A 17062-nucleotide genomic window follows, 5' to 3' on the forward strand; every position below is an offset into this window, starting at 1 on the left:
AGTGGCGCTGGAAGACACCCGCACCCTGCGCTTCTTCAATCGCGGCCCGAGTGCGGTCGCGCGGCTGGTGTTCTTCTCGGTATTGTCGTTGCTGTTGTTGTTCGTCGATGCGCGCTACCGGTATCTGGAATCCACGCGCCAGGTCATCTCCATCATCATCTATCCCTTCCAGCGTCTGACTGCACTGCCCGGCGAGATGTGGGACGGTGCCAATGCCTTCCTTTCCCTGCAAAGCCATCTGGTCGCCGAGAACGAACAGCTGCGTCTGCGGCATGACGCGGATTCGGCGCAGCTCAAGCAGATGGAGACGGTGCTGAACGAGAACGCGCAATTGCGCACCCTGCTCGAGATCAAACAGCGCGCCGAATACAGCGTGCAGGCGGCGCAGATCGTCTATCTGGAACGCGACATATTCAAACGCAAGTTGTTCGTCGATGCTGGCGAACAGAATGGCGTGCAGGCGGGCCGCGCGGTGGTGGACAACAGCGGTGTGGTCGGCCAGGTCACGCGCACCTATCCCTGGCTGTCCGAGGTCACGCTGGTGACGGACAAGGACAATGTGGTGCCGGTACAGGTGGTGCGCAGCGGTCTGCGCGCGGCGGTGTTCGGCTCCGGCAACATCAATGAACTGGAGCTGCGCTACCAGCCGGTCGATGTGGACATCCAGATCGGTGATGAGCTGGTGACTTCGGGTATGGACGGCACTTATCCTCCGGCGTTGCCAGTCGCCAGGGTTGTACGCGTCGAGCGCGACCCGGCTTATCCGTTCGCGCGCATAACATGCGTACCGTTGGCGGGTGTGGACCGGCATCGCACACTGCTCATCGTGTCCGGTGTCCCGGCCCTGCCGCCGCGTCCCGTTGCGGAGGCGGTGCAGGACAATGCCGAGCGGCGCAAGAATCCTCTCCGACGAGGCAAGCCATGAGAGATCAGATGACCATGGACCGCGAGTTCCTGCTGCCAGCCAGCCGTCGCTTCATCATGGCCAGCTTCGTCGTGGCCGTGCTGCTGGAGTGGTTGCCCTGGCACGGCATGGCTTTGGTGCTGCGCCCAGACTTCGTCGGTCTGCTGCTGCTCTACTGGTGCACGCACAAACCGCACCGTGTGGGCATCGGTATCGGCTGGTTGCTGGGTATCTTCGTCGACGTGGCGGATGCCAGCCTGTTCGGGCAGCACGCGCTGGCCTACACGGTGCTCGCCTTCGGCGGGCTGTCGCTGAACCGCCGTGTGCAGATGTTCAGCCTGAAGGAACAATCCGCGCATGTGTTCGTGCTGCTGCTCGCCAGCTATGGCGTATACGCCCTGGTGCACTGGCAGGTACGGGGGTACGTCGAGTGGAGCTACTTCCTCGGTAGCCTGACCTCCGCCCTGTTGTGGGCACCGCTGACCCTGCTCATCCAGACGCTGCGCCGTCCGCGCCGTAATCCGAACGAACTATGACGCCTCATGTCGAGCTGAAGAACCATCAGCGCGAGCGATACCTGTTCAGCCTGCGCCTGATCTTCTGCCTCGGCTTCGTCGGTGTGCTGATGGCCATCCTGGTGGCGCGCACCTTCTATCTGCAGGTGTGGAAGCATGAGCATTTCGACACCATGGCGGAGAGCAACCGCATCTTCGTGGTGCCCATCGTGCCCAACCGGGGCGTGATCACCGACCGCAACGGCGAGGTGCTGGCGAGAAACTACGCCGGCTATACGCTGGAACTGACACCCGAGAAGATCACCGACCTGAATGCCACCATCGAAGAGATCGGCAAGCTGGTGGAGATCAAGCCCAAAGACTTGCGCCGTTTCAGGAAACTGATGTCGGAGCGCCGCTCCTTGCAGACGTTGCCGGTGAAGACGCGCCTGACCGACGAGGAACTGGCGCGTTTCGCCGCGCAGCGTTACCGCTTCCCCGGTGTGGAGATCAAGGCGCGCCTGTTCCGTGAATATCCGCATTCGGAGACGACCTCCCATCTGCTCGGCTATATCGGCCGCATCAACCAGCAGGAGCTGGACGAGCTGGAAGAACAGGGCCTCGCGGCCAACTATCTGGGTTCCGATTACATCGGGAAGACCGGTATAGAGGAACGTTACGAGAAAGAGATGCACGGCGTGACCGGCTTCGAGCAGATCGAGGTGGATGCGGGCGGGCGCGCCGTGCGCATGCTGTCGCGCACGTCGCCGCAATCGGGAAAGGATCTGAGGCTGACGCTGGACGCGGGTTTGCAGGAGGTGGCAGTGCAGGCCTTCGGCGACTATCGCGGCGCGCTGGTGGCCATCGACCCGGCCAACGGCGAGATACTGTCCTTCGTGAGCAAGCCCGGCTACGACCCCAACCTGTTCATCGACGGGATCGACACCGAGAACTGGGAGGCGCTGAACAACTCACCCGACGTGCCGCTGAACAACCGCGCCTTGCGCGGGCAGTATCCACCAGGTTCCACCATCAAGCCGTTCATGGCGCTGGCCGGGTTGCACTACGATGTGCGGTCACCGGGTTTCAGCATCAACGACCCTGGCTACTACATGCTGCCGGGCAGCCGACACCAGTATCGCGACTGGAAGACCGGCGGACATGGCAAGGTCGATCTGTTCAAATCGGTGGTCGTATCGTGCGACACCTATTACTACGGTCTGGCCACCGAGCTTGGCATCGATCGCATGCACGAATATCTGGGCCAGTACGGTTTTGGCAAACGCACGGGCATCGATCTGGAAGGCGAGGTGTCCGGATTGCTGCCTTCAGCCGACTGGAAGATGAAACGCCACCAGCAGATCTGGTATCCCGGTGATACGGTGTCGGCCGGCATCGGGCAGGGCTACAACCTCGTCACGCCGTTGCAGCTCGCTGTCGCCACCGCCACATTGGCCAACGATGGTGTGGGCTACAAACCGCATCTGGTCAAAGAGGTCCAGCACGCGCCGAGCGAGACCCCGGCCGCTCCCGAGCCGCTCTTCGACATGCACATCCCGGCCGAACATTTGAAACTGGTGAAGGATGCCATGCGGGCGGTGGTCAAACCGGGCGGCACGGCGGTCGGTGCGTTCTGGGGTGTGCCCTACCCGGTGGCGGGCAAGACCGGCACCGCACAGGTCATCGGCATCAAGCAGGGCGAGAAGTACGACGAGGAGAAAGTCTCGGAATACAATCGCGACCACGCCTGGTTCATCGCCTTCGCGCCGGCCGACAAGCCGCGCATCGCGCTGGCCGTGCTGGCGGAGAACGGCGGTCACGGCGGTTCGACCGCCGCGCCCATCGCGCGCAAGGTGCTGGATTATTATCTGCTCGGGAAGAAGCCCCAGCCCCTGCAGAAAGTGGTCGAAAAAGCCGGGGTGGAAGACGACTGATGAACCTGCGACAACTCAAACAGCGCTTCATGCTGCATCTGGATCCTGTCCTGTTGTCGGGTCTGGGCGCGCTGTTGCTGGTCAGCCTGCTCACGCTCTACAGCGCAAGCGGTGGTGAAGGCGGGCGCGTGCTGGGCCAGCTCGGCAACATCGCGGTCGGTTTCGTCGCGCTGTGGATCGTCGCCAACATGCCCTTGCACTGGCTGATGCGCATCGCCGTGCCCATCTACGTGCTGGGCATGCTCATGCTGGTCGGCGTCGCCCTGTTCGGCGAGATCAGCCACGGTGCGCGGCGCTGGCTCAACCTCGGCTTCATGAATTTCCAGCCGTCCGAGCTGATGAAGGTGGCGGTGCCGCTGATGATGGCCTGGTACTTCGAGAAGCATGAGGCCACGCTGACCATAAAGAACTACGTTATCGCCACTCTGCTGTTGTTGATGCCGGTCGCCCTGATCCTCCGCCAGCCCGACCTTGGCACCTCCATCCTGATCGCCGCCAGCGGTTTCTACGTGCTGTTCCTGGCGGGCCTGTCGTGGCGTGTCATCGGCGGCTTGCTGGTGACGGCGGCGGCCAGTGCACCCTTCCTGTGGAACATGCTTCACGATTATCAGCGCCACCGCATCCTGATGTTGTTCGATCCCTCGCAGGATGCGCTGGGCAAGGGCTACCACACCATACAGGGCATGATTGCGGTCGGCTCGGGTGGCTTGCTGGGCAAAGGCTACATGCAGGGCACGCAGACACACCTGGATTTTTTGCCGGAGCGCACTACCGACTTCATCTTCGCCGTCTGGTCGGAAGAGTTTGGTTTTATCGGCAATCTGTTCTTGCTGGGGTTGTTCGTCTTCGTTATCGGGCGCGGGTTCATGATCACTGCCGCCGCCTCCACCTACTTCACACGGCTGATGGCGGGCAGTATCACGCTCACCTTCTTCACCTATGCTTTCGTCAACATGGGTATGGTCAGCGGCATCCTGCCGGTGGTCGGCGTACCGCTGCCGCTGGTAAGCTACGGCGGCACCTCCATGCTCACGCTGCTGCTCGGTTTCGGTGTGCTGATGAGCATCCATACCCATCAACGTCTGGTCAAAACCTGAGGGAATCACCATGAACAGAAACCTGATCATCATCCTGTCCGGCATCGCGCTGTTGAGTGCCTGCTCCAACATCCCGCGCCGCACCACCGGCGAACCGGCCGCAAGCAAACCCGCCGCCGCGCCCGCTGCGACAGGCGGCAAGTATCTGGCAGGCGACGGCCCCGGGGCGGATGTGCCCGACAATCTGGACAGCATCCCGGATGCCGTACCCAAAGCCGAGCCACTGCACCGCTATGCCAACCGGCCCTATTCCGCGCTGGGCAAGACCTACACGCCGCTGCAAACCGTCGGCAGTTACAAAGAGCGCGGGACCGCTTCCTGGTATGGCAAGAAATTCCACGGCCAGCGCACCTCGATAGGCGACACCTACGATATGTACGGCATGACCGCCGCCCATCCAACGCTGCCGGTGCCCAGCTACGCGCGCGTGACCAATCTGGCGAACGGCAAATCGGTCATCGTGCGTGTCAACGACCGCGGCCCCTTCCTGCATGAGCGCATCATCGACCTGTCCTATGCCGCAGCCTACAGGCTGGGATACGTGAACAACGGTAGTGCCGAAGTGGAAGTGGAGAGCATCGCGGTCAACGGCAACGCGCCGGTTGCCGCGGCCGTGAGCGCGCCGGTGGTGAGAACCGAGGCAGTGGCTGCCGAGACCGTCATGCCGGTGATGCCGCCCGATGTCAGCGGCAAGGTTTATCTGCAGTTGGGGGCCTTCAAGGAGAAGCAGGGGGCAGAGAGTTTCCTGGCCCGGATGCGCGGTGAACTGGGTGACACCGGCAAGGACATCATCCTGTTACACCAGAGCGGCCTTAACCGCATCCAGCTCGGACCATACGCCAGTTCCGAGGAGGCGCGCCGCGCCGCCGATACCTTGGCCGGCCGTCTCGGTTTCAAACCCTTCGTCAGCAAGCACTGAGACATTCGGCGATCCGGAAGCGGGGCTGGTACCCATCGGGTGGGCATTGTCGGGCACGGCCTGTTGGCGTAGCGCCCCAGTCATCGCTTCCGGCCCGCCTCCTGCCGAATAGAAGTCCAATCCCGCCTTGTCAGAAAATTAGAATATGCTAATATGCCAGCCACTTGATAGACAGGAGGCAGGATATGTTCGGCATGAATGTTAAAGAGATCGACGCGCAGCAGTTCGCGCAATGGGTGGAAGAGGACGGCCACAAGATGCGGGTGATCGATGTGCGCCAGATGGAAGAGATCGCGCAGGGCACGGTACCCAAAGCCGAAGCGCTACCCCTGCACACGCTGCCGGTGAAGGTGAATGAACTGGACAAGTCCGAGAAGCTGATCATGGTGTGCCGCAGCGGCGCACGTTCGGCGCAGGCCTGCATGTTCCTGCAGCAACAGGGCTTCTCCAACGTGTTCAACCTGCGCGGCGGGATGATGGCTTGGGTGCAGAGCGGTTTCCCCGCTTACCGGCTGGGCTGAGGCGGTCATGAAGAACAAGATACTTTGGGCCATCACGGCCGTATTGGGCTTGATGCTGGCGATGCAGCAATTGCAGGCCAGTCAGGGAGTGGATGTGAAGACCGCGCAAAGCATGGTCAGCCAGGGAGCATTGCTGCTGGACGTGCGCGAACCCGCCGAATACGCGGCGGTACATGCGACGAACGCGCAACTGATGCCGCTGGGGCAGGTGGGTATGCGCCTGCATGAACTGGATGCCTATAAAGACAAGCCGGTCGCCGTGATCTGCCGTTCGGGACGACGCTCGGCTCAGGCGGTGGCGATGCTGCAGGAGGCGGGGTTCACCCAGGTGGTCAACGTGCAGGGTGGGACCAGCGCCTGGGAACAGGCCGGACTGGAAGTCATCAGGCAGCAGTGAATCGCGGGGCAGGTGCTCAGCCTGCCACCCGCAACACCAATCCCTTCAGATAGGCCCCTTCGGGGAAGCTCAGCAGAACCGGGTGGTCCGGTGCTGCGTGCAGCCGCTTCACTATCTGCGCGTCCACGCCCGCATCCAGCGCCGCACCGGCGATTATCTTCTGGAACAACTCGTCGCTGATACCTCCTGAGCAGGAGTAGGTGAACAACAGGCCGCCCGGCCGCAGCAGCTTGAAGCCGAGCAGGTTGATGTCCTTGTAGGCGCGCGCGGCTTTCTCGGCGAACGCGGCGGTGGGTGCGAACTTGGGCGGGTCGAGGACGATTAAATCGAACTTGCGGTTCTGGTCGCGCAGCTTGCGCAGCGCCTCGAACACGTCCGCGCACTGCCATTCCGCCTTGCTGCCATCCAGCCCATTTAATTCCACATTGCGCCGTGCCAGCGCCAGTGCGCCTTCCGAGGCATCGATGGAGAGCACCGATTTCGCTCCGCCGCGCAGCGCATACATCGAGAAACCGCCGGTGTAGCAGAAGCAGTTCAGCACTTCCTTGTCCTGCGCCAGTGCACCGGTCAGCGCACGGTTGTCGAACTGGTCGAGATAGAAGCCGGTCTTCTGTCCGCCCGCCACATCCACTGAGAAACGCAGGCCGTGTTCGGTCACTTCCACTTTGTCCGGCAGGGTGCCGCGCAGCACGCCGCAGCGCTTGGGCAGGCCTTCCAGCTCGCGTCCGTCGGAATCGGAACGCTCATAGATGCAGGCGGGGCTGCACAGAGCCTGCAGCGTATCGGCCAGCGTATCGCGCCAGCGCTCGGGGCCGGCGCTGCCGAGCTGCAGCACCAGCACCTCGCCATACTGGTCGACGATCAGTCCGGGCAGGCCGTCAGATTCTCCATGCACCAGACGCATGCCGTCGCCGTCCTGTCCGATGCGCAGGGCGCGGCGCGCCTCGATTGCCGCAGCCAGTTTGCGGCGGAAGAAGCCCTCATCGATCTGCTCGGTCTCGTTCCAGGACCACACCCGCGCGCTGATCTGCGAGTCGGGGTTGTACGCCGCCCAGGCTAGGAAACGCCCTGCGGCATCGCGAACCGCCACGGTGTCGCCGCTCCGGTAACTGCCGGTGATGCTTTCAATGGCACCGGAGAACACCCAGGGGTGGCGGCGCAGCAGTGATTTCTCGCGTCCGCATTTAAGGATGAGACCGGGCTGGCCCGGGTTCGTGCCGCAGCACGCGGGGCTGCTTGGTGTGGCGGCTGGTGCTGGCCTGCGTCTGCGGAAATCGGGTTTGCCGCCGGATTTGCGGCCTTGGATGTCGCGGCCGCGCTGGCTGTGCTGGGTCATGTCTTCTTTCTGGCGCGGGGGTGCGCGCCGTCGTAGATCTTGGCGAGGTACTGGAAATCGAGGTGGGTGTAGACCTGCGTGGTGGAGATGCTGGCATGACCCAGCATCTCCTGCACCGCGCGCAGATCACCTGACGATTGCAGCACATGCGTGGCGAAGGAATGACGCAGCATGTGAGGATGCACCTTGCTGCTGAGGCCCTGTCTGATCGCCCACTTCTGCAACTGCGATTCGACCGTGCGCGGCGAGATGCGTGCGCCGCGTGTGCCGACGAACAGTGCGGGTTCGTCCGGTGTTGCCACCTGGTTGCGCACCAGCATCCATTCTCTGATGGCGGAGATGGCGGGTTGTCCCACGGGCACCACGCGGGTCTTGCTGCCTTTGCCGGTGACGCGCACTTCGTGCGCAGCCAGCGTGTCCCGCATGTCTGCAACATCCAGGCTCACCAGTTCGGCCAGACGCAGTCCGGACGAATAGAGCAGCTCGAACATCGCCTTGTCGCGTGCATCCAGCGGTGTCTCCACTTTCATCTCCACCAGTTTGACGGCTTCGTCCGGAGACAGGGCATGCGGCAAAGTCTTGGGGGATTTGGGTGCGCGCAGCCCGGTACAGGGATTGCCGGGGCAAGCGTGGTCGCGCATCAGGTAGTTGTAGAAACCGCGCCATGAAGACAGGACGCGCGCCAGCGAACGACCGGACAGGCCGCTGCCATGCAGTTGCGCGATGTAGCGGCGGATGTGGTGACTCTTCAGTTCGGCCAACGGCGTACTACCGGCAAGCTCGAACAGACGGCGGATGTCGCGCGCGTAGTTGTCCGAGGTGTGGGCTGAATAGTTGCGCTCGTGCTGCAGATAGCCCAGATAGCCGGCCAGCGTGAGCGGCTGATCAGACATGCAATCTGAATGCGCTGCCCAGTGTCTCGGCGATGCGCTGCAGGAACACAGTGCCCATCTCGGGATAGAAGCGTTCCTTGTCTTCGCTGCCGAGCACGAGCAGGCCGATGGTCTGGCCGCTGGCGCGCAGCGGCAGATAGGCGAAAGAGCGCAAGTGCACGCCCGACTCGCCGAACCAGCTTTGCGTGTCGGCAACTGAGTGATGCGTGCAGACCGGGAGTGTGTGCTCGTCGGCGAAGGCCAGCACTTCCGGGCTGGGGGGCTCGTCCTTCCACAGATGCAGGGCAACATGCGGCACGGCGAAGATCTCGTTCAGGTTGTGTGCCACCAGACTCTGCAGGGTGGCGCGGTCGTGCGGGCCGAACAGCGCGCAGTTGAACTGGTGCACCTTGAGTTGCAATGCATCGTTCTCCTTGGCGAATTCGATCAGCTCGCGCAGTTTCTTCTCCAGCGATTTGACCTTGTCGCGCAGGGTGAGCATCTGCCGCTCTGAGAGCGAGATGGTGCGGCCGCCATGCGGATGCGGCAGGTTGATCTCGGCCAGCATCTCGGCGTGCTGTTCGAAGAACTCGGGGTGGTCCTGCAGAAAACGTACGACGTCATCAGGTTTCATGTGTTTCCTCTACAAGTTGATCTCGCCTTCGAACACCGTGATGGCAGGGCCGGTCATCAGCACGGGGTTCGCGTCTCCCTGCCAGGTGATAGTCAATGTGCCGCCGCGCGTGGCGACATGCACGGTGTCGTCCAGCAGGCCGCGGCGGATGCCGGCGACGACAGCTGCGCAGGCACCGGTGCCGCAGGAAAGGGTCTCGCCCGCCCCGCGTTCGAAGACGCGCAGCCTGATGTGCGTACGGTCAAGCACCTGCATGAAGCCTGCATTGACGCGATTGGGGAAGCGCGCATGGTGCTCGATCAGCGGCCCGAGTTGTTCCACAGGTGCGGTGTCCGCGTCAGCCACGACTTGCACCGCGTGCGGGTTGCCCATGGAGACCGCGGTGATCTGCACAGCCTGTCCGGCCACATCCAGCGTCTGGATGGCCTCGTCGCTAACGCTGGCGAAGGGGATTCGCGCCGCCTCGAACACCGGTGCGCCCATGTTCACCGTGACGCGGCCGTCATCCTCCAGCTTGGGCGAGATCAAACCGCTCTTGGTCTCCACCACGATCTCCTTCTTGCCGGTGAGCTGCTTCTCGTGCACGAAGCGCACGAAGCAGCGTGCACCGTTGCCGCATTGTTCGACCTCGCCGCCGTCAGCGTTGAAGATGCGATAGCGGAAATCGGCGTCATGGCGCTGCGATCTTTCCACCAACAGGATCTGGTCGCAGCCGATGCCGAAATGGCGGTCGGCGATGAAGCGCAGTTTTTCCGGGGTCAGCGCGAGCGACTGGCGGATGCCGTCAAGAACGACGAAATCGTTGCCCGCGCCGTGCATCTTGGTGAATTTGAGGGTCATGACCGAATCTTGGAAGTGATGTGCGGATTATACGTCGGCGCACAACTGGGTGTGGTCGCGGAACATGCAGCGATCCATCACCACCGTGATGCCCGCCTGCCGGGCGCGCATCGCGGCGGCCTCGTGCACCACGCCATCCTGCAACCATAGCTTCCCGATGCCGAGCTTGATGCAGCTGTCCACGATGGCGGGCACATGCTCGGGGGCGCGGAACACCTCCACGATATCCACCGGGAACGGGATGCTCTCCAGATCGGCATAGGCAGTCTCGCCAAGCACCTGTCCCACCAAAGGCCGCACCGGAACGATGCGGTGACCGAAACCTTGCAAGGCGCGCGCGACGTTGAAGCTGGGTCGAGAGGGATTAGGCGACAAGCCAACCACAGCGACCGTGTGCGATTCGCGCAGCAGGCGGCAGATGTCTTCGGGGCTGGGGTTACAGAAGGCCATGTCAGTTTCCAGAAAGAAGCTGTGACTATAATAAACCATCGGTCCATCCATGACGGGAGCCAAGTTTTGAGCGCCATCCATGCATCGCAACTCACCTTCTTTGCCGCACACGCCCCGTTCGACCGTTTCGAGGGTGCACACCAGCTCTGGCTGCTGGAGCGCCTGAAACTCGCTTACTACGCCAAAGGCGAAGTGATCGCCTCGCCCGAACAGGGCAGGTCGCAACGCTTCTTCATCATCAAGCAGGGGCTGGTGCGCGGTGCGCGCCAGTCGGATGACAGCGGCGATGCGGTGATCGAGCTGCACGAAGGCGAGAGTTTCCCGGTGGGTGCGCTGCTGGCCGGTCGTGCGGTGACCTCCACCTATCGCGCGGCCGAGGATGTGTTTTGCTTCGAGCTGGATGCTGCCGATTTCCACGCCTTGCTCGAACTCTCGCCCGTATTCAAGGATTTCTGTACGCGCCGCATCACCGCTTTGTTCGAGCAATCGCATCAAGCCATGCGCGCGCAGTTCGCGCAGGCCGCGACCGAACAACAGTCACTGTCCAGCCCGCTGTCCGAGATCCTGCGCCGCGAACCGGTGACTTGCGCGCCCGATACGCCACTGCTCGATGCCTTGCGCACCATGCGAGAGCTGCGTGTGGGTTCCATGGTGGTGGTGGATGCACAGCGCAAACCGCTGGGCATCTTCACCCTGAACGACCTGCTCGGTCGCGTGGTGTTGCCGGGCGTACCGACCGAAGTGCCGATCTCACAGGTGATGAGCCAGGATCCCGTGGCGCTGCTGCCGACAGCACCGGCCTACGAGGCGGCCATGGAGATGGCGCGTGCCGGCTTCCGCCATGTGCTGGTGGCGGAAGAGGATGGCACCCTGCGCGGCATCCTGTCCGAACGCGACCTGTTCTCGCTGCAGCGCGTCGGGCTGCGTCAGATCAGCGCCGCGCTGCGCAAGGCGGCCGATGTGGAGACGCTGGTCGGCCTCAGCCGCGATATCCGCGCGCTGGCGCGCAACATGATGGCGCAGGGAGTGGCGGCGGAGCAGTTGACGCTGTTCATCTCGACCTTGAACGACTTGCTGGCGGCACGCCTGATCGAACTGGAAAGCACGGCGTCCGGCCTGGTCGGCACACCGTTGTATGACAACCTGTGCTGGCTGGTGATGGGCTCCGGCGGCCGCTATGAACAGACGTTGAACACGGATCAGGACAATGCCTTGATCTTCATCTTGCCTGGCGGCATGACGGCGGACGAGGCGCGTGCGATCCTGCTGCCGGTGGCGCTACGCATCAACCAGGCGATGGCGCGCTGCGGTTTCCCGCTGTGCAAGGGCAACATCATGGCCTCCAACCCCAAGTGGTGCCTGTCGCTGGAAGAGTGGCAGGAGGTATTCACCAAATGGGTGGACCGGGGCTCGCCGGAAGCCTTGCTGCACGCCTCCATCTTCTTCGATTTCCGCGCGCTGGCCGGGCAGCGCAAGCTGGCCGATACGTTGCGCAACTGGCTGGGAGAATTAGCGCGCGGGAACAGCCGCTTCCTGCACCAGATGGCGGCCAACGCACTGCGCAACCGGCCGCCACTGGGGGTGGTGCGCGACTTTGTGTTGAATGATGCCAAGCGCCTGGACCTGAAGATGAACGGGTTGGCCCCCTTCGTGGATGCCGCGCGCATCTTCAGTCTGGCTGCGGGGGTGACGGCGACCAGCACCCTGCAGCGTCTGCGCAAGAGTGCCGAAGCGTTGCATGTGCCGGAGGGCGAGGTGGAGGCGTGGATCGATGCTTTCCTGTTCATCCAGATGCTGCGTCTGCGCCACCACTATGAAGCCAGCGAGACAATGAGCGAGGCCGAGATCGCGCAACTGGACAATCTGATCGACCCTGCCGCGCTGAACGAACTGGACCGGCGCATCCTGAAGGAATCGTTCCGCCAGGCGCGCAAGGTGCAGGCCAAGCTGGCGCTGGACTATCAGCTGTGAAGAAACTGCTGCAGCGCTGGCTGGCCCCGCGTGCAAAGCTGGATGAACAGCAGATGGCGCGACTGGCAGCCTGGGCGAAATTGCCTGCGCCGGACACCAGACTGCCTTTCGAGCAGGCGCGCTATGTGGTGGTGGACGTGGAGACCACTGGCCTGAACCTGATGACGGACACGCTGATCTCCATCGGTGCGGTCGCGGTGGTGAACGGTCGCGTGGTGATGGGCGACAGTTTCTCCGTGGTGTTGCAGCAGCAGCAGAGTAGCCGCAAGGAGAACATCCTCATCCACGGCATCTCAGGGTCGGTACAGCGCGAGGGCGTGCCGCCTGCCGATGCTTTGCTGGATTTCTTGCAGTTCCTTGGCGACTCGCCACTGGTCGCTTTCCATGTCGCCTTCGACGAGACCATGATCCGGCGCGCCATAAGCCAGTATCTGAACTACAACTTCAAGCATCCCTGGCTGGATCTGGCCTATGTGATGCCCGCGCTCAACCGTGACCTGATGCGCAGCCATCGCGTGCTGGACGACTGGATAGGCCGCTTTGGCATCCGCATCGAGGCGCGCCACAACGCGCTGGCCGATGCGCTGGCGACCGCGCAATTGCTGCAGATCGCCCAGTCGCAGGCGCGGCGCAAGGATGTCGTCAACTACGCAGGATTGCTCGATCTGGAGCGTACCCAGCGCTGGGCTAGCAACGTAAGATGATTGTAAGGTTGCTCCCGTAACCTGCCGCGAGCAGTGTCGGGCAGGCTCTCTTCATGCCAGGCGCGGCGCTTCGATAAATCTATAAGGGAGACAAGCATGGATAAGCAAGGCGAAGCCTATTGGAAGGCGACGTTGGGTCTGCTGACCAAGATCTTGGTAGTCTGGTTCATCGTCTCGTTCGGCGCGGGCATCCTGTTCGCGGACCTGCTGAACGGCATACATCTGGGAGGCTACCCGCTGGGTTTCTGGTTCGCCCAGCAAGGTTCCATCTACATCTTCGTGGCGCTGATCTTCTATTACGCCAAGAAGATGGACGAGATCGATCGCAAGTTCGACGTGCACGAAGAATAAGGGGCTGACATGGATCTGCAAACAACGATTTACCTGGTGGTGGGGCTGAGCTTCGCCCTGTACATCGGCATCGCCATCTGGGCGCGTGCCGGATCGACTTCCGAGTTTTACGTCGCCGGTGGCGGCGTCGGCCCGCGTGTCAACGGGATGGCGACGGCAGCGGACTGGATGTCGGCCGCATCCTTCATCTCGATGGCTGGTCTGATCTCCAACATGGGCTATGGCGGCGGCCTGTTCCTGATGGGCTGGACTGGCGGCTATGTGCTGCTGGCCCTGTTGCTGGCACCTTACCTGCGCAAGTTCGGCAAGTTCACCGTACCGCAGTTCATCGGTGACCGCTACTACTCGCAGACGGCTTCCACCGTTGCGGTGCTGTGCCTGCTGGTGGCTTCGCTGACCTACATCATCGGCCAGATGACCGGCGTCGGTGTGGCGTTCTCACGCTTCCTGGGCGTGTCCAGCGATACCGGCATCTATGTCGGTATGGCCATCGTGTTCACCTATGCGGTGTTCGGCGGCATGAAGGGCATCACCTACACCCAGGTGGCCCAATATGTGGTGCTGATCTTCGCCTACACCATCCCTGCAATCTTCATCTCCATGCAGCTGACCGGCAACCCGATCCCGCAACTGGGTCTGGGTTCCGACATGACGGGCAGCGATATCTCGCTGCTGCAGAAACTGGATCAGGTCGTGGTTGAGCTCGGCTTCGGCCAGTACACCACCACCACGGCAGGCAGCACGCTGAACATGTTCGTGTACACCCTGTCGCTGATGATCGGTACAGCCGGTCTGCCGCACGTGATCATGCGCTTCTTCACCGTGCCCAGCGTGCATGCCGCACGTCTTTCCGCTGGCTGGGCATTGGTGTTCATCGCCATCCTGTACACCACCGCACCTGCAGTCGCGGGTATGGCCAAGATGAACCTGATCGGCACAGTGAATACTGCCGTGGCCAGCAACGGCGACCTGTATGCGGCGGAATCCAGCCTCAAGTATGAAGAGCGTCCGGACTGGATGAAGCGCTGGGAGGTGACCGGTCTGCTGAAGTTCGAAGACAAGAACGGTGACGGCCGTATCCAGTACTACAACGACAAGAGCAAGAGCGAGGAAGCCAAGGCCAAGGCTGAAGCCGCAGGCTGGAAGGGCAACGAATTGTCGGTGAATGCCGACATCATCGTGCTGGCCAACCCCGAGATCGCATTGTTGCCGAACTGGGTGATCGCGCTTGTTGCCGCCGGTGGTCTGGCTGCCGCGCTGTCCACCGCCGCGGGTCTGTTGCTGGCGATCTCTTCCGCCATCTCGCATGACCTGGTGAAGGGCGTGTTCAATCCCAACATCAGCGAGAAGGGCGAGCTGATGGCGGGCAAGGTCGCCATGTCGGTGTCCATCGTGGTGGCCGGTTATCTCGGCCTGAATCCGCCGGGCTTTGCAGCCGGTACTGTGGCGCTGGCGTTCGGTATCGCCGCCAGTTCGCTGTTCCCCGCGATCATGATGGGTATCTTCAGCAAGAAGATGAACAAGGAAGGCGCCATCGCCGGTATGTTGTCTGGCCTGTTCATCACCCTGTTCTACGTGTTCGCACACAAAGGTATCTTCTTCATCAAGGGTACCGAGTATCTGGACCTGATCGGCGGCGCGAATTCCTTCTTCGGCATCACGCCGGAAGCGTTCGGTGCGATCGGTGCGCTGGTCAATTTCGGCGTTGCCTTCCTGGTGGATCGTTTCACCAAAGAGCCGCCGGAGCATATCCAGCACCTGGTGGAGAGCGTGCGTACACCGCGCGGCGCGAAAGCGGTCGACGGTCGTCACTAAAACAAGTCGTTCTGCATGTAACATAGACCCCGCCGTGTTCCGGCGGGGTTTTTTCTTGGAGAGAATATGGTTTTCGATGTGAATGTAGCGATGACCTGGGTGTTGTTTCTGGCCCTGTTCCCGATCGCGTTCTTCTGGCTGCGTCGCGCCTGGCGTATCGCTATCCGACGCGATTTCACTGAGGTCGGTCTGAAGAAGGGCGTGTCGCCCGAGCGCCCGGAGCGTTTCGCGCCTTACGCTGCAGCCATCAATCTGTTGGGCGGTGTGATCGTGGTATGGGTCATCGTCGGCGTGCTGACGGCGCAGCTCGACTATGCGACCTGGAGTGCCACCGCCGGCATCACCATCTGGCTGAAGATGATCGCCGACTTCATTCTGAGTCGGCATGCGCACCCTATGGTGCTCAAACGCAAGGCGGAATGAGCATCAGTCCTGGGCAAGCAGTCTGAAGCGCACACAGATGCGCGTTCCCTTGCCGTCCGCCCCTTCGCTCAGTGACAGTTCGGCATCATGCCGCTTGGCGACCTCGGCCACGATGGATAGTCCGAGTCCGCTGCCGCTCTGGCCGCTGCCGAGGATGCGGTAGAAGCGTTCGAACACGCGCGCACGGTGCTCGGGGGCGATGCCAGGCCCGTTGTCCTCGACGCACAGCATGGCGTAACCGGGTGAATGCGTGGTGCTGACGGTGATGTGCCCGCCGTGCGGGGTGTAGCGGATCGCGTTGTCGATCAGGTTGTTGAGCATCTCGACCAGACTGGGCGCGTCGCACAGCAGCGGCAAGGCTTGCTCGCTCGCCTCATAACCCAGGTCTATGTCTTTCTCGAGCGCCATCTGCACCCATTCCAGCGTGCATTCCTGTGCCAGGCGGCGCAGGTCGATGCGGGTGAAGCGGTCACTGCCCAGACCGGCGGGCTCGGTTCTGGCCAGCGCGAGTAATTGGTTGACCAGCCGCGTGCCGTGACGGGTACTGGTGAGGATGTGGCGCAGGGCATGCTGTTTCTGCTCTGTGTCATTGGTGCGCAACGCCAGTTCTGCCTGGGTCTTCAGGCCGGCGAATGGCGTACGCAACTGGTGAGCGGCATCGGCGACGAAGCGCTGTTGTGCCGCCATCACCTGGTTCAATCGTTCCAGCAGATCGTTCACCGCGTCGATCAGCGGCCGTACTTCGGCCGGCGCCTTGCTGCCGTCCAGCTGGCTCAGGTCGTCGCGCTGCCGGCTGCTGACTTCGTTGCGCAGCCGCTCCAGCGGCCGCAGTCCCTGCTTCAATCCGTACCACACCACGGCCAGCGCGATCAGCGTCAGCAGGAGTTGCGGGATCACGATGTTGGCAAGGATGCCTCGTATCAATGCCTGGCGCTGCTGGGTGGTTTCCGCGACATGCAGTTGCAGGACCTGGCCGCTGGCATGGAAGGTCAGGCTGACCATGCGTGTCTTCTGGCCTTCGCGTTCGCCGTTGCTGAACAGCGGACCGGCACGGCCGCGCCGATAGGACAGCGGGCGCAGGGTGTTACCGTTGCCGGCCAACTTGTGTCCCTCGCTGTCGGTGACCGTGTACACCACGCGATCCGGCATGCCGGGGTCGGAGCCGTCCGGCAGTTCGGGTATCACGTCCAGGCGCGGCGTGCCGCGGCTGAGGCCGAGTTGTGAGGCGATATCGTTGGCGCGCTGCAGCAGCACCAGGTCGTAGGGCTGGTTGGCGTAGTTGATGGTGGCGAAATAGCCGACGGCGGTACTGACGATCCACAGCAGATACAGCGAGATGAGCAAGCGCTGCATGAGGTAGCTGCGCAAGGAACGGATCGGATTCTCCATGTCTTTGCTTT

General features: G+C 62.4%; 18 protein-coding genes. 12 read left to right on the forward strand and 6 right to left on the reverse strand.

Going from position 1 to position 17062, the window contains the following annotated elements; translation table 11 throughout:
* The first annotated feature begins 1 nt into the window (after position 1).
* From mreC to ACYPYQ_RS06530, 7 genes are all read left to right on the forward strand, one after another.
* Positions 2-925, forward strand: coding sequence for a rod shape-determining protein MreC (mreC, locus tag ACYPYQ_RS06500; RefSeq protein ID WP_459721577.1), 924 nt, complete (start codon positions 2-4; stop codon positions 923-925).
* On the forward strand, positions 922-1440 hold the full coding sequence (gene mreD / locus ACYPYQ_RS06505) for a rod shape-determining protein MreD (protein ID WP_459721580.1): 519 nt from the start codon (positions 922-924) through the stop codon (positions 1438-1440). Before mreC ends, mreD begins: the two co-directional genes overlap by 4 nt.
* The gene (gene mrdA, locus ACYPYQ_RS06510) at positions 1437-3332 is read left to right on the forward strand and encodes a penicillin-binding protein 2 (protein ID WP_459721583.1); all 1896 of its coding nucleotides are present in this window, start codon (positions 1437-1439) and stop codon (positions 3330-3332) included. The genes mreD and mrdA overlap by 4 nt, the downstream gene beginning before the upstream one ends.
* Positions 3332-4429 (forward strand): rod shape-determining protein RodA, encoded by a 1098-nt coding sequence (gene rodA / locus ACYPYQ_RS06515; RefSeq protein WP_459721586.1) that lies wholly within the window; start codon positions 3332-3334, stop codon positions 4427-4429. Before mrdA ends, rodA begins: the two co-directional genes overlap by 1 nt.
* A 10-nt stretch (positions 4430-4439) precedes the next feature.
* Positions 4440-5348: a septal ring lytic transglycosylase RlpA family protein gene (locus tag ACYPYQ_RS06520; RefSeq protein WP_459721589.1), complete on the forward strand. Its 909-nt coding sequence runs from the start codon at positions 4440-4442 to the stop codon at positions 5346-5348.
* Between the two features lie 185 nt (positions 5349-5533).
* On the forward strand, positions 5534-5869 hold the full coding sequence (locus tag ACYPYQ_RS06525) for a rhodanese-like domain-containing protein (protein WP_459721592.1): 336 nt from the start codon (positions 5534-5536) through the stop codon (positions 5867-5869).
* Between the two features lie 7 nt (positions 5870-5876).
* Positions 5877-6266, forward strand: coding sequence for a rhodanese-like domain-containing protein (locus ACYPYQ_RS06530; RefSeq protein ID WP_459721595.1), 390 nt, complete (start codon positions 5877-5879; stop codon positions 6264-6266).
* Between the two features lie 16 nt (positions 6267-6282).
* On the opposite strand, the gene ACYPYQ_RS06535 is transcribed toward ACYPYQ_RS06530, so the two are convergent.
* The 5 genes from ACYPYQ_RS06535 to ACYPYQ_RS06555 are packed head-to-tail and all read right to left on the reverse strand — an operon-like array spanning position 6283 to position 10398.
* The gene (locus tag ACYPYQ_RS06535) at positions 6283-7602 is read right to left on the reverse strand and encodes a class I SAM-dependent rRNA methyltransferase (protein WP_459721599.1); all 1320 of its coding nucleotides are present in this window, start codon (positions 7600-7602) and stop codon (positions 6283-6285) included.
* Positions 7599-8495 (reverse strand): tyrosine recombinase XerC, encoded by an 897-nt coding sequence (xerC, locus tag ACYPYQ_RS06540; RefSeq protein WP_459721603.1) that lies wholly within the window; start codon positions 8493-8495, stop codon positions 7599-7601. Before xerC ends, ACYPYQ_RS06535 begins: the two co-directional genes overlap by 4 nt.
* Positions 8488-9108 (reverse strand): DUF484 family protein, encoded by a 621-nt coding sequence (locus ACYPYQ_RS06545; RefSeq protein WP_459721606.1) that lies wholly within the window; start codon positions 9106-9108, stop codon positions 8488-8490. Before ACYPYQ_RS06545 ends, xerC begins: the two co-directional genes overlap by 8 nt.
* 9 nt (positions 9109-9117) lie before the next feature.
* Complete coding sequence (dapF, locus tag ACYPYQ_RS06550) at positions 9118-9948, reverse strand: diaminopimelate epimerase (RefSeq protein WP_459721610.1); 831 nt, start codon at positions 9946-9948, stop codon at positions 9118-9120.
* A 27-nt stretch (positions 9949-9975) separates the two neighbouring features.
* A complete protein-coding gene (locus ACYPYQ_RS06555) occupies positions 9976-10398 on the reverse strand; it encodes a CoA-binding protein (protein WP_459721614.1) in 423 nt (140 codons plus the stop codon).
* Positions 10399-10464: 66 nt separating this feature from the next.
* Here ACYPYQ_RS06555 and ACYPYQ_RS06560 point away from each other — a divergent pair, with 66 nt between their 5' ends.
* From ACYPYQ_RS06560 to ACYPYQ_RS06580, 5 genes are all read left to right on the forward strand, one after another.
* Positions 10465-12369 (forward strand): DUF294 nucleotidyltransferase-like domain-containing protein, encoded by a 1905-nt coding sequence (locus ACYPYQ_RS06560; protein ID WP_459721617.1) that lies wholly within the window; start codon positions 10465-10467, stop codon positions 12367-12369.
* Entirely contained in the window at positions 12366-13073 is a 708-nt protein-coding gene (locus ACYPYQ_RS06565; RefSeq protein WP_459721621.1) for a 3'-5' exonuclease, read from the forward strand. The genes ACYPYQ_RS06560 and ACYPYQ_RS06565 overlap by 4 nt, the downstream gene beginning before the upstream one ends.
* A 96-nt stretch (positions 13074-13169) precedes the next feature.
* A complete protein-coding gene (locus tag ACYPYQ_RS06570) occupies positions 13170-13424 on the forward strand; it encodes a DUF4212 domain-containing protein (RefSeq protein WP_459721624.1) in 255 nt (84 codons plus the stop codon).
* 9 nt (positions 13425-13433) lie between these two features.
* Positions 13434-15239, forward strand: a complete 1806-nt coding sequence (locus tag ACYPYQ_RS06575) for a sodium:solute symporter family protein (RefSeq protein WP_459721627.1) — start codon at positions 13434-13436, stop codon at positions 15237-15239.
* Between the two features lie 66 nt (positions 15240-15305).
* Entirely contained in the window at positions 15306-15662 is a 357-nt protein-coding gene (locus tag ACYPYQ_RS06580; RefSeq protein ID WP_459721630.1) for a hypothetical protein, read from the forward strand.
* A 3-nt stretch (positions 15663-15665) separates the two neighbouring features.
* Here the strand turns inward: ACYPYQ_RS06580 and ACYPYQ_RS06585 are convergent, their stop codons facing one another.
* Entirely contained in the window at positions 15666-17051 is a 1386-nt protein-coding gene (locus tag ACYPYQ_RS06585) for a sensor histidine kinase (protein ID WP_459721634.1), read from the reverse strand.
* Positions 17052-17062 lie beyond the last annotated feature (11 nt).

The sequence above is a fragment of the Sideroxyarcus sp. TK5 genome (assembly GCF_054601595.1).